General features: G+C 44.2%; 12 protein-coding genes. 3 read left to right on the top strand and 9 right to left on the bottom strand.

The genetic code is table 11. The features are described from left to right. The 7 genes from EKN16_RS14365 to EKN16_RS14395 form a co-directional block, all read right to left on the bottom strand. A complete protein-coding gene (locus EKN16_RS14365) occupies positions 1-1,161 on the bottom strand; it encodes an amidohydrolase (protein WP_125658280.1) in 1,161 nt (386 codons plus the stop codon). Positions 1,162-1,461: 300 nt separating this feature from the next. Then, positions 1,462-2,478 carry an LLM class flavin-dependent oxidoreductase gene (locus tag EKN16_RS14370; protein WP_125658283.1) on the bottom strand — a complete coding sequence of 339 codons (1,017 nt, stop codon included), beginning with the start codon at positions 2,476-2,478 and terminating at the stop codon, positions 1,462-1,464. 19 nt (positions 2,479-2,497) lie between these two features. Beyond that, complete coding sequence (locus EKN16_RS14375) at positions 2,498-3,250, bottom strand: amino acid ABC transporter ATP-binding protein (protein ID WP_125658286.1); 753 nt, start codon at positions 3,248-3,250, stop codon at positions 2,498-2,500. Then, positions 3,247-3,957, bottom strand: a complete 711-nt coding sequence (locus EKN16_RS14380) for an amino acid ABC transporter permease (protein ID WP_125658289.1) — start codon at positions 3,955-3,957, stop codon at positions 3,247-3,249. Before EKN16_RS14380 ends, EKN16_RS14375 begins: the two co-directional genes overlap by 4 nt. Beyond that, positions 3,954-4,742, bottom strand: a complete 789-nt coding sequence (locus tag EKN16_RS14385) for an amino acid ABC transporter permease (RefSeq protein WP_125658292.1) — start codon at positions 4,740-4,742, stop codon at positions 3,954-3,956. Before EKN16_RS14385 ends, EKN16_RS14380 begins: the two co-directional genes overlap by 4 nt. A gap of 37 nt (positions 4,743-4,779) precedes the next feature. Beyond that, positions 4,780-5,649, bottom strand: a complete 870-nt coding sequence (locus EKN16_RS14390; protein WP_125658295.1) for a transporter substrate-binding domain-containing protein — start codon at positions 5,647-5,649, stop codon at positions 4,780-4,782. A gap of 165 nt (positions 5,650-5,814) precedes the next feature. After that, on the bottom strand, positions 5,815-6,717 hold the full coding sequence (locus EKN16_RS14395) for a LysR family transcriptional regulator (RefSeq protein WP_125658298.1): 903 nt from the start codon (positions 6,715-6,717) through the stop codon (positions 5,815-5,817). Positions 6,718-6,952: 235 nt separating this feature from the next. On the opposite strand from EKN16_RS14395, the gene EKN16_RS14400 reads away from it, so the two are divergent. Then, positions 6,953-8,809: an LTA synthase family protein gene (locus EKN16_RS14400; RefSeq protein ID WP_125658301.1), complete on the top strand. Its 1,857-nt coding sequence runs from the start codon at positions 6,953-6,955 to the stop codon at positions 8,807-8,809. A 243-nt stretch (positions 8,810-9,052) separates the two neighbouring features. Next, positions 9,053-10,081, top strand: a complete 1,029-nt coding sequence (locus EKN16_RS14405) for a DUF2167 domain-containing protein (RefSeq protein WP_125658304.1) — start codon at positions 9,053-9,055, stop codon at positions 10,079-10,081. Positions 10,082-10,153: 72 nt separating this feature from the next. Here the strand turns inward: EKN16_RS14405 and EKN16_RS14410 are convergent, their stop codons facing one another. Further along, positions 10,154-10,939 (bottom strand): alpha/beta fold hydrolase, encoded by a 786-nt coding sequence (locus tag EKN16_RS14410; protein WP_125658307.1) that lies wholly within the window; start codon positions 10,937-10,939, stop codon positions 10,154-10,156. Between the two features lie 177 nt (positions 10,940-11,116). On the opposite strand from EKN16_RS14410, the gene EKN16_RS14415 reads away from it, so the two are divergent. After that, entirely contained in the window at positions 11,117-12,550 is a 1,434-nt protein-coding gene (locus tag EKN16_RS14415; protein ID WP_125658310.1) for a SpoVR family protein, read from the top strand. Positions 12,551-12,715: 165 nt separating this feature from the next. Here the strand turns inward: EKN16_RS14415 and EKN16_RS14420 are convergent, their stop codons facing one another. Further along, positions 12,716-13,282 (bottom strand): Uma2 family endonuclease, encoded by a 567-nt coding sequence (locus EKN16_RS14420; protein WP_125658314.1) that lies wholly within the window; start codon positions 13,280-13,282, stop codon positions 12,716-12,718. Positions 13,283-13,383 lie beyond the last annotated feature (101 nt).

The raw sequence follows: 13,383 nt of genomic DNA on the forward strand, positions 1-13,383 counted from the left end.
CTAATGAGGCTGATTGGATAATTTATTTATGGCGTCAATCGCAAGCGTGGCGAAGAATGAAGCCCCTATTGGCAAAGCTTGCTCATCCACATCAAAAGCAGGGTGATGCCATTCCTCAGGACCTGATGTACCTAGAAAAACAAAGACCCCAGGGACCTCCTTCAAGTAGAAAGCAAAGTCCTCCCCTGCCGGTGATGGAGCTGGCTGAACCACCTGCAGCTCTACAGCTTCGGCAGAATGCCTAGCTACCTCAGCCCACCCTTGATCGTTAACAACTGCAGGCGGACCCTGAAGCCAGCTTACCTTTGCTTTTGTTCCAAAGGCCGCGGCTACGCCAGCAACAACCTGTTCGAACCTTGCAATTACCTTCGTACGAACTTCACTGCTAAAGGTACGTAAGGTACCGTCAAATGTAGCTTTGTCTGCTATTACATTCCACGCCGTTCCGCTATGAAGACGAGTTACGCTAATAACAGCACTGTCCAATGCACTTACATTACGGCTCACGATAGACTGCAAGGCTGTAATGATATGGGCAGAGGTCACAATCGGGTCAATACCCGCTTCGGGAACAGCTGCATGCGTTCCAAGTCCTTCAACCTCTACAACAAAACCATCTGCTGCTGCCATAATCGGACCAGATTTAATCCCTATTGTGCCTACAGGCAGGTCCGGCTTGTTATGCATGCCGAAAACCGCTTGCACGCCTTCAAGCGCACCACTTTCGATAAGCTTAATAGCACCCTTAGCTTTCTCTTCAGCCGGTTGGAATAGGAACCGTACCGTTCCCTGCAGCTCATGCTCTTTGTTCTTCAAGAGGAGCGCAGTACCAAGAATAGCAGCAGTGTGAAAATCATGTCCGCATGCATGCATTTTTCCAGGATTACGAGAAGCGAAGTGCAGCCCGGTCTCTTCTTGAATAGGCAGTGCATCGATGTCCGCGCGAACGGCGACAATCGGGCCGCCGTGCAGACCACCAACCTCAGCGATGACACCCGTCTCGAGCGAATAATCCACGATGGTGATGCCTGCTTCTGTTAGCCATTTGCGAATGAAAGCCGTTGTCTCGAATTCCTCATGAGAGAGCTCCGGATGTTCATGCAAGTGACGCCGGATGGCTACTAATTGTTCTACGAACGGCTCAGCTGCCAATAGACTCATTTCTTTCCCCTCCTAAAAGTTTTGCTTAAGCATAAACTTAAGATTCACTTGAGCAAAACCGCTAAACTTTTAATAAGTGGTTGGTAAAATCGCATTCTTGTGCGAAAAAGCCCGCTGCGCGGACGGATCATTCTTAAGGGTCGCTGTTGTCTCCCTATTTCTTTGATTCTATCCCAAAGGGGTAGAAATCGGGAGACAAAGGCGAACGCTTTCGCTTCTTCAGAATGATTCCGTCCGCTCCGCTCTATTTTGAGTATGGATTCTTTAAAACTTAGAGCGAGCCGCAAACTCCTCATTATTTTATCCTTGAACGGGCAGCTCAGAGAAGGCTTCCTTCAACAGCTCGAAGGAACGAACTCGTTTATTAAAATCAGGTATGATTGTCGTGAAGATTAATTCATCCACCCCGAAAGTCTCTTTTAATTCCAATAACCGCTTGCGAACCGTTTCCTTCGTGCCTTTAGTAATCTCCGCATCGCGTACCTCGGCCGTAAAGGTCTCACCCGCTTGCTTGGCAAATTCCTCCGCCTGCTCAAGCGAGCCGACATTTACAGTTTTGCCGCTTGCTAGGGTGACACGAACGCTCTTGAAGCTGCCAGCGAGCTCAATCGCTTCTTCATCTGTATCCGCTGCGATGACTGATAAAGCTAGAATCGATCTAGGTTCGCCGCCACGCTCTTTATTAAACCCGTTGCGGTAAGCTTCGAATGCTTTGTGAGCTGTTTCCGGATCATTATTTATGAATAAAGCGAAAGCATAAGGATAGCCGCGTTCAGCCGCAAGCTCTGCACTGTTGATACTCGTACCCAGCAAATAAATATCAGCTGGCTGTACAGGCAGCGGGTTTGCCTGTAATCCCTCAATAGGCTGTCCTTCTCCAGATGAACCTTGAAGAAAATGCTCCAATTCAATAAGCTTCTCGGCCAATGATGGCGAATCCACTACACCTTTCTGCAAAGCTTTAGTCGAACGAGGAAGACCACCTGGTGCACGACCAATTCCTAGTTCAACACGTCCAGGCGCTAAGGATGCCAATAGGTTGAAATTCTCTGCAACCTTATAGGGACTATAATGCTGAAGCATTACGCCTCCAGATCCAATTTTGATTTTCTCCGTGCGAGCCAGCAAATGGGAGATGAGCACCTCAGGTGAGGACCCCGCCATACCTGCGGAGTCATGATGCTCAGATACCCAGAAACGCTCGAAGCCAAGCTTTTCTGCCAATTGGACCAGCTTGATTGTATTGTTCAATGCTTCAGCAGGTGTCTGTCCGGGAAATACGATGCTTTGGTCGAGAATACCAAGCTTAAGAGTCATAATAATCGCTCCATTCGGTTTAAATAGAATAAACACCCTCTGGTGTAATGCGTTTCAGGAACTGTTTGGTACGTTCTTCTTTGGGTGAGTTAAAAATATCATTAGGCCTGCCTTCCTCCACAATTACGCCACCGTCCATGAAGACAACGTGGCTTGCAACATCTTGGGCAAAGCTCATTTCATGCGTAACGATGATCATGGTAATGCCTTCCTTGGCAATCTTGCGAATAACGGCAAGCACTTCGCCAACTAGCTCAGGATCGAGCGCCGAGGTTGGCTCATCGAACAAGATTACTTCTGGATTCAGAGCAAGTGCACGTGCGATACCTACCCGCTGCTGCTGACCGCCTGATAGCTGACTTGGATAAGCATCAAGCTTCGCCCCAAGCCCAACCTTCTCAAGCAGCTCGATGCTTCGCTTACGCGCATCTTCCTTGGTAAGCTTCTTAACGATAACCAAGCCTTCCATTACATTCTCAAGTGCTGTTTTGTGCCGGAATAAATTGTATTGCTGAAACACCATCGCCGTTTTCTGGCGAAGTGTGTGGATGTCTTTTTTATGAGGTTTTTTGCAGTTTACGGTGAAATCATCAACCGTAATCTCGCCATCGTTTGGTCTCTCCAAGTAGTTTATGCAGCGCAGAAGGGTTGTCTTTCCTGAGCCGCTTGGGCCCAAAATCGCAACAACCTCCCCTTTTTGGACGGTGAGATCAATTCCTTTCAGCACTTGATTCTTGCCAAAGGTCTTCTTGATTTGTGTCAATTTAATCATGCCACTCCACCTCGGTTGTAAAGGTTTATACGCTGCTCAATCCATGCTGTAATGCGCTCAATAAGAATCGTTAATCCCCAGAAGATAAGAGCCGCTGCAATATAGGAATCGAAGAATTTCCAATTCGTAGAAGCAACAATTTGAGCCTTTGCATTAATTTCAACAACAGATACAGTAAAAGCAAGTGTAGATCCATGAAGCATACCAATCAAACTATTAGATAAATGAGGCAAGCTCGCTGCTAGGGCTTGTGGAAAAACGATACGACGCAAAGCCTGCGACGTAGTCATTCCAACCGCATAGGCAGCTTCAATCTGCCCCCGGTCCACTGCGAGTAAACCAGACCGTATAATCTCAGCCATATAAGCACTGGCTGTAATAGAAAATGAAATATAGGCAAATCCAATATAAGGTATCGATGCAGAATGAAAATTCCACCCATAATGGGCTGCTAGACCATCAATTATTAAAGGAAGACTGAAATAAATGAGGAGCAGATGCGTCAGCATAGGTGTTCCTCGGATGAAGGATACGTAAGCAGCAGCAAGCTGTTCAAGCACCGGTACTTTGAAGATCCGGATTAAAGCGACTAAGGTACCAATCAGAAAACCACATAAGACGGATACGAACGTGATTTCCAAGGTTGTCGGTAGTGCGCCTAGCAATTGTACAAATGCGGTCCAAATGAAGGCTGGATCCAGTTTCATAGCCCCGCACCTCCTTTGCTAATTTCCAAATCTCCGCCGAGCTTCTGATAAGAGCGTTTCTTCCACAGCCTAATGTTCCATTTGCTAGATGCTGTTACTCGCTGTTCATGTCTTAGCAGCCGTCTCTCGAGTCGAATGAATAACTTCTCAAGAATAAAGCTGATCATATAATAAGCAAGGGCTAACGCAAGATAGGACTCAACGAAATGCTGATCAAGACTGCCAAGCGATTGTGCTTTTCCGGTCATTTCCATAATACCCAAGGAAAAAGCCAATGAAGTATCTTTTAAATTAGCAATAACCAGATTGGCGAATACCGGAATCGAGATAGCCAAAGCCTGCGGCAAAATGATTCTTGCGAAGGCTTGCCTTCCTGTCATTCCCACCGCATACGCAGCCTCCACTTGCCCGCGATCGACAGCGGCTACAGCACCACGTATCGTCTCAGACATGAATGCGCCGCTGTGCAAAGTATAAGTCAGAATAACAAAATACAAGGATGGCACCTTCGAAACATCAATATGAATAAGCTTTAGAATCTCCGGCAGACCATAGTAAAACAAAAAAAGCTGAATTAATATCGGAGTCCCTCGAAAAAAAGAAACATAGACCTGCGAGAAACGCTTAAGCACCGGGATGTTATAAAGACGAGGGAGGGCGACGATAAAGCCGACGCCCAGTCCAAGCAGAATGGAGCTTGCCACAATCAGAAGAGTGATCTTCAACGTTGGCAGTATTTTAATGAAATAATCAAAAACATAGGTGATATCGAAACTAGCTCCCATACCACGATCTCACCTTTCGCTTGAAAGTAGTAGTGTTCTATTCAGCCGTGAAATCCTGACCAAGCCATTGTTTGCTTAGTTTACCAAGGGTTCCATCTGCTTTAAGCTCTTTAACGGCTCCGTCAACCGCATCTGCCAGCTCCTGTTCTGCTGGATCGTCTTTGCGAAGTACGAAAAGAATATCCGCTTCACTTAGCTCTTTCCCGACTGTTTTCAGCTTGCCTTCTGGATCGATCAATGACAAGGAGAAGTCAGCGCCAACCGTTGCATCTACGCGTCCAGTCGTCAACTGGGATACTGTATCGTTTGCTCCGCCGTTTTGATAAATGATTTTCAAGGCGTTGTCATGCTCTTTATTGTAATTTTCGAGAATTTGCGCTTCTGCGCTAGTTGCGGAAGTCAGAACTTTCTTCCCTTTCAGATCCTCAATTGAATTTACTGAGCTGTTATCCTTTGCTACGATGATTTTGTTTTTCCAGTGTGCATACGGCTCTTTGTTGAACAGATACTTTTGCTCACGTTCAGGATTCTTCTCCATCTCATGGGCAACTAAATCAATTTTCTTCGTTTCTAGGCTAAGCAGCAGGTTGGTGAATTCCATGGTTTGAATATCAAATTCGTAATTTGGAAGACGCTTATCGATTTCTCTTATAAGCTCAACATCAAAGCCAGTGAGTTTGCCGTCCTTATCAATGAAGCAAACCTGCGGGAATTGCGTCCCTGTTCCGATAACGACTTTCTTCACTTCTTTTGATGCTGCCGCTGTATTGTCCCCTTTAGCATCATTCTTCGTGGTGTTCGTAGAATCAGTAGATGCCCCTGTCGTATTCGTTTCGTTCTTATTGCCGCAGCCTGCTGCAGTTAGTACAGTTACAAGTGCAAACGACATAATCAACCATTTTCTCATCTTTAGTTCCTCCCATTTTTACACTCTGTAATTAAACTTATAATTCCTACCTGTTAAGTATGAATTAGCGATGAGATAACTTTACCATCCGACTAATTAACCGTCAATGGCTCCGTTAATAGAGATATTCTATATATGCATATAACTTTTCAATAGCCAATTTCTCTATATCACTTTAAGAATTTGCCTTCGGATGGATAACTCTTTACTAACTTCCAATATCGCATCAATAAATAGTGCATGCTCCCCATGATTGGAGATGATATTCGTCTGCAGCGATATTCCTTCTGCTTCCGGTACATGAATGGGGAAAAGAAGACCATCGCTAGTTTCCTGCTGCACACATAATCCAGGCAGAAAACTAATCCCCACTTTTTGCACGACCAGTTTTTTTGCCATTTCTGAATTATCTGTTTGAATTTGAATATTTGGCGGCACATCCAGGTTCCTAAATATGCGATGGATCCTCAGCCAGTCCAATGCTCCGCATTCGAAGAAGACGAAGGGCTGTGCAGCAATGGCTTCTATCGTCAGATGCTCATCTGTGATGAACGGATGCCCCTCATAGGCATATAAGGAGATCGGATCCTCATAGAACTTAATTGATTGAAGATTAGGATGATTAACGTTCCGAACGAAGCCCATATCCACCTCCTTATTCAGAACCTTATTCACGATATCCTCTGTAATACCCGTTACCAATTTATAATGAGTGTTCGGAAATTTACGTTTTAAATAGGGCAGTATCTTCGGAATAATGTAATTGGCTACTGAGACTGTACAGCCGATTTTCATTTCTTCTGGAAGTGACTTTTTCTTATTGATGTGTAATTTTCCCTTTTGGTACGTCAGAAGAAGCTGCTGGGCATAGGGCAAAAAGCGTTTGCCTTCCTCCGTAATTTGCACCTGCTTGCCTAATCGATTGAAAAGCTTGCAGTCCAGTTCCCGTTCAAGTGACTGAATCCGTGCCGTTACAGAGGGTTGGGATAAATATAACGCTTCTGCCGCTTTATTAAAGCTGCCACAATGAATAACGAATACAAAAGCCTCAATATTCTCAATATTCATTGGCGAGTCACCTCCAAACAATTATTTACTTTTCCTATAGGATATATCGGAATAATAAATATGTAAAGGGATTTGGTTGTTCTTTCGGAGAATATGGTGCAAACCTTTTTGACATCAGACACTCCGAGTAGCATAATTAATGATATGTACCTTTTGTAAACTATAGGGCTGCTCGCTTAAGCGAAACCTACTTCGTTATGATCTTCTTACTAGCAGCGAAAGGAATGTTGCATCAATGTCTATGCTTGACCCCCGGCGGCTGTTACATATGAAGCCGTTTGTTTTTTTTACGCTTATATTACTAATAAAAAGTACCTTGGCTTATTTTGTTATTTTTGATGGTGGACCTTCATGGACCATTCTCGTCACGGAAATCCCCTTTGTTTGGCTGCTGTTCTGTGTCATTGAATGGTTTGCTACAAAGAAGAAGCTTGCTCTGTATATGGTCGTGAATTTCATCGTGACCGCCATCCTCTTTGCAGCTATTATGTACTACAAATATTTTGGTATTATCGTTACGTACCATGCACTCGAGCAGGTCAATCAGGTAACAGCGGTAAAGGATAGTGTTTTCTCACTGCTGGCCCCGTACTACTTGTTTATCTTTCTAGATATCTTCATTATCGGCTTCGTACTCTTCAGGAAAAAAAGAGCTCAGGTCTGGAAGACCATGAGTATGAAGAAGCTGAATATGAAGGTGGTCACCTCTTTATTTGTTCTTTCATTAGCACTGATCTTAATTAGTATTTTGCCAAATCGAGCAAGTATGAACGAAATTGTTAAAGCGGAAGAAATGGGCATCCTAAATTACGAGTTATATACGATATTTGCGCGTGAGGAAATCCCTTATATTGCTCCCAAAGACATCAACCAGCAAGCCATTAATACGTTAAAAGGCATTCAAGAGCCTGTCGTATCTCAGTATTGGGATGCTGCCAAAGGGAAAAATGTCATCATTCTGCAATTGGAGGCCTTCCAAAATTTCCTTATTGGACTAAGTATCGATGGCCATGAAGTCACACCAAATATGAATAAACTCGCCAAAGAAAATTTCTACTTTCCGCATTTCTATCAGCAGGTCGGTCAGGGTAATACCTCTGATGCTGAGTTTGTCGTTAACACCTCTTTCTATACGCCACCGAGGGGTGCTGCAACCGTAGTTTATGCAAACAAGCAACTGCCTAGTCTGCCTAAGCTTATGAGTCAGAATGGCTATAAGACGGCAACCTTTCACACAAATTTCGTGAACTTCTGGAATCGCGACCAGCTCTATAAAGCACTTGGCTTTGACCGATATTATGATCAGGAGTTCTTTGGTCAGGAAGATACCGTATTCTTCGGACCTTCTGATGAGCAGCTATATAAAAAGACATCTGCAGAGCTTGAGAAGATCAGCCAGTCTGGTCAGCCTTTTTACTCACAACTGATCTCGATGACCGCTCACCACCCTTTCAGCATACCTGAGAGCAAGTACAAAATGACTTTGCCAGACCGTTATGAAGGTACTTTCGTCGGTGATTATATTCGTGCTCAGAACTATGCCGATTATGCAATTGGACTCTTTATCAAAGATCTTCAGGAGCGCGGCTTATGGGATAAAAGTGTCATTCTTATTTATGGGGATCATCTGGGCCTTCCGATCTATTCACTAACTAGTGATGATAAAGCATTAATGGAGGAAATATACGGACATGAGTATGGATTTACCGATATGATTAATATACCGCTGATCATTGCCTCGCCTGGCATAACATCGTCGAAGGTATTCGAACAAATTGGTGCACAGACTGATATACTGCCAACCATTGCGAACCTTACTGGCGTATCGCTCAAGGATCATATTCATTTCGGTCAAGATTTATTGAACCAGACCTCTAATCTGCTGCCCGAGCGCTATTATTTGCCATCAGGCTCCATTATTACCGATAACGAGCTGTTCATTCCAGGAACGGGATTCCAAGATGGCACCCATTATCCATTAGATCGAAAGCTAGAAGAGAACTCCGTAGCTACCTCGGACCAATATAACCGGGCGCTTGAGCTGCTGAATTACTCAGACAGCTACGTCAAGCAGCTGCCAGATCGCAAATAAATAAACGTCTAACCATTCATAATTAAATTACGTCTAACCTGTCAAAACACCGTTAAATCTGGGGTCACTTCCCCTAAATTTAATGGTGTTTTTCCCTGTGTAGAGAGTAGAAATACAGTCCTTTCCCTCTTTTTAAAAAAATATTATTAGAAAAAAAGTGAAATACTGGTTTTAATTTAGACAATTTTTTGCTATTATTCTAGAATAATATTAATCATACTAAATGAATGGGGCCAATTAACCGTGCAAGCATTACAAAAAAGCAAGTATCTCTTCCAAATTTTATTACTAAGCTTTATGATTGTTATTCTTCCAGTCTCAGCTTTTGCTGAAGGAGAGAACAGCAATTCAACAACGACAACCGAGAATTCATTACAATGGATTGATGGTACGGGGCAGACGATTGAACTAGGTGATGGGCTGGCTCAGCTGAAGTTACCTAAGGGTTATAGTTTCTTAGATAAAGAAAATACGAAAGCCTACGAACAACAAAACGGCAGTATTCCTACCGGCGATGAATTAGGAGCGATTTTTCCATACAATGATAACGAGGAAGAGAACTGGGTTGTCTATTTCGATTATTTGGAGCCCGGGCATGTATCTGATGATGAGAAGGTATCCATCGACGCCGATGACCTTTTGCAAAGCTATAAGGACGGCACAGAAGAGAATAACAAAAAGCAAGATGAGAAGAACTGGCTTTATGTAGATGCTTGGGATGTAGCTCCCTTTTATGATGAGAAGCTTAAGAGCTTATCGTGGTCATTGCTATTGCATGATGCAGCTGGCAACAAGCTGTTGAACTATAATGTTCGGATACTAACTAGAGAGGGCTATATTTCTGCCATTCTCGTCTCCGATCCTGAGCATCTAGCGGCAGACCGCAAAACCTTCGTGAACTCGGTTCTTCCCGCTCTCACCTTGAAGGAAGGCAAACGTTATGAGGATTATGTTAAGGGCACCGACAAAGCCTCCAAATATGGTTTGACCGCACTTATATTAGGCGGAGGTGGACTTATAGTTGCTAAGAAGGTCGGCCTTATCGCATTGATTGTACTGTTCGCCAAAAAGTTTGGGATTATCGTCATCGCTGGAGGCGCTGCCTTATGGAGATGGTTGCGTGGTCGATCCGCGAAGAAAGCTGCTGTAAGAGAGCAAGCAGAAGCTTTGGACCAACAATATGCGCCAGTAGCAGCAGCGAGCGAAGTCATAGAGGAAACCGCAGTTACTAAACCCGATTTGATCAAACACCCGGACAACGTCAAGAAGTAGTAGAATGAATTAGAGGCCTACATAGCCTATAATAGGAAACCTCCGAATGCCCGGCATTCGGAGGTTCTTTGTTTATTTCAGCTTGTTTAACCAGCTGTTCATCGCCTTCACCAGCTGATCCTGCTGCTCTTTCTCCGAAATAGATGGACGTTTATCACCTCGGTGCTTATCGTAGGAGGCGAATTGAGCATGATTACCACCCTCAATGGATACATATTCCGCCTCTGCAGGCAAGTTCTTCTTGTCTTTCTCCCAGGATGTCCAGTCTAATATCCCATCTTTACTTGCCGTAAGCTGAAGGACTGGAAGTCCCTTCTGGTTTAGTTTGCCCTTCGAATCAGCATAAGAGGCAAGAAAGAAGACTCCTTTCAGCTTATCTGCATGCTCTGCTGCGTAACGAGCTGCTATTGCGCCACCCAAAGAATGTCCACCTATGACGAAGGTCTTCCCAGGATGCTCATCTATGATACGATCTGCCCGATTCTTGCCAAGAACAGCCAAATCAAGCGGCATCTTGATGATGTATACCGTATGACCAGACTCCGCAAGCTTTGCTGCCCATGCAGAATAGCTCGCTGGTTCTACTAAAGCACCTGGATAGATGATTACGGAAGGACCTATCGCCTTACCATTTGGCTGAAAGGTCAGTCTATCTTCTTGCTCGATGAATCTTATCTTGGCGTTTGTATGCATAGCTGCCTGCGCATTTGCATTCGGATTATAAATAAGGCGATAATAGACAACTAAACCAATTATGAAGAACACGACCAACAGACCTATTATCCATAATGCGATACGTTTTCTCCGTCCTGCTTTTCTTCGCGTCGTGCTGAAGATTCTTCTCTCCGTTCTTCTCACCACATAGCCTCCTCTTCATCTCTTACCATTTTCTCCAGCTTTTTCGCATTCAACCCTTAGTCGAACTGCATCGCTCGTTGATATTGTAGTAGAAAAATGAACATATCAATCTTTCTCTCCCCATACATATAGGTATGAAGCATAAAACCAATTTCTTTACCAAGGGGGACGCCTCCATTGCGCCAGGATGAAGTAAAAGCATTGGAATATGCGATTGATGAGATAACAGAAATCGCTGCAGGGTTCGGTCTTGATTTCTACCCGATGAGGTATGAAATTTGTCCGGCGGACATTATTTACACTTTCGGTGCCTATGGAATGCCAACACGCTTCAGCCACTGGAGCTTCGGCAAAACATTTAACAAGATGAAAATGCAGTATGATTTTGGACTTAGTAAAATTTATGAGCTCGTCATTAACTCCAATCCCTGCTATGCCTTTCTGCTTGATGGCAACTCCCTAATTCAGAACAAGCTAATCGTTGCTCACGTCCTTGCACACTGTGATTTCTTCAAGAACAATGCCCGTTTCGGCAACACAAACCGTAACATGGTGGAGAGTATGTCGGCCACTGCTGAGCGCGTAAGCCAGTACGAGATACTATACGGAACAGAAGCTGTCGAGAAGTTCATTGATGCGATTCTGGCTATTCAAGAGCATGTTGATCCTACATTAATTAAACCCTATCAGCTCGACAAATCGCATTATATTGAAATGCTGAGCAAGGATAAATTAAACAGTACACCACCCTTGAATACCGGTTACGAGGATCTGTGGACGCTTGAGGCAAGCGATCAGTTGAATAAATCCAATGACACTGATTCGAAAAAATTCCCACCCAAGCCGGAGAAGGATCTCCTCTGGTTCATTGAGGAATATTCACCCCAGCTGCAGGATTGGCAGCGTGATATTCTGACCATGCTTCGCGATGAAATGCTCTATTTCTGGCCGCAGATCGAGACCAAAATCATGAACGAAGGCTGGGCTTCGTATTGGCATCAACGCATTATCCGAGAGCTAGATCTCACAAGCGAAGAAACAATTGAATTCGCGATGCTTAACTCGTCCGTCGTGCAGCCATCCCGGCACGGCCTGAATCCTTATTATCTAGGCGTCAAAATCTTCGAGGATATCGAAAAGCGCTACGATAATCCGACGAAAGAAGAGCAGGACCGCTTAGGACGCAAGCCCGGCCTTGGCCGTGAGAAAATGTTCGAGGTGCGTGAGTTTGACTCTGACATCTCGTTTCTTCGCAATTACTTGACCAAGAAGCTCGTTGAGGATCTGGACTTATATGTCTTCGAGAAGAAAGGCGCCGAGTGGAAGATTACAGACAAAACGTGGGAGTCAGTTCGTGACCAGCTTGTCTATTCCAAGGTCAACGGCGGCTTCCCGAATATTGTCGTCACCGATGGTGATTTCAACCGGGTCGGAGAATTGTTCCTCCATCACCAATACGAAGGCGTAGAGCTGGATCTCAAATATGTCGAACGCACCTTGCCTCACGTTGTTGCCCTATGGGGAAAATCGGTTCATCTCGAGACCATTGTCGAGGATAAACGCATTGTGTTCAGCTGCGATGGCAAGAAGACGAGCCGCAAGTTTATTTAAGCGTAAGGTCTATACATGCTCGACCATCTGTTCAGCTTGACCGAGCGTCATACCATAGCAGAAAGAGCAATCAACCGCATGAAAATGCGAATGACTGCTCTTTTTTTCATTTGCTTGGGTCAAATGAGCCTGTTGAGAATTGTTATCCCCGACTTGTTGTTCTTGTTATTCCAGACTGAACAGACTGTTCATTGGCACCTGTAAATCTTTAAATACGATGGATTGGATTGTTTCCTGCTCCGTATACAAATGCCGTATTGTGTATCTGCCATCCTGCAGCGCATACACATGAACCGTCCGATTGCCAGGATCGATAATCCAATATTCTTGCACCCCATATTTCTGATAAAGGTTGAATTTCTCATTGAAGTCATTCAAAGCGGTGGATGGGGACAGCACTTCAATGATCAATACAGGTGAACCATGATATCCATTCTTTGATATTTGATCCTTAGAGCAAACAACCGAGAGATCGGGCTGCGTGATATGATCGGGTGATTCGTAATCTTTATCTTCACTGAAAAACACATCAAATGGAGCCACAAACACATAGCAATTCCGGTTCTGGAAGAACGTCCCTAGAGCGAAGTTAATTTCACCTACTATAAATTGATGCAATGAGGTTGGAGCAGGAGACATATTATAGGCTTTACCGTTAATTAACTCCCAAGTTCCGTCCCAGGTCAGCCAATCTTGATAGGTATGAATTTTCTTCCCATCCGGATTTAACACTGTTTTCGACCTCCTTCTGATTTTGCTTATGATAATTATCTAATTGTACAATGATCAAGCAGTTCGTTGCTAAACATTACTCGCTCATTAAGATCAGTATT

The organism is Paenibacillus baekrokdamisoli, assembly GCF_003945345.1.
Lineage (GTDB): Bacteria > Bacillota > Bacilli > Paenibacillales > Paenibacillaceae > Paenibacillus_Z > Paenibacillus_Z baekrokdamisoli.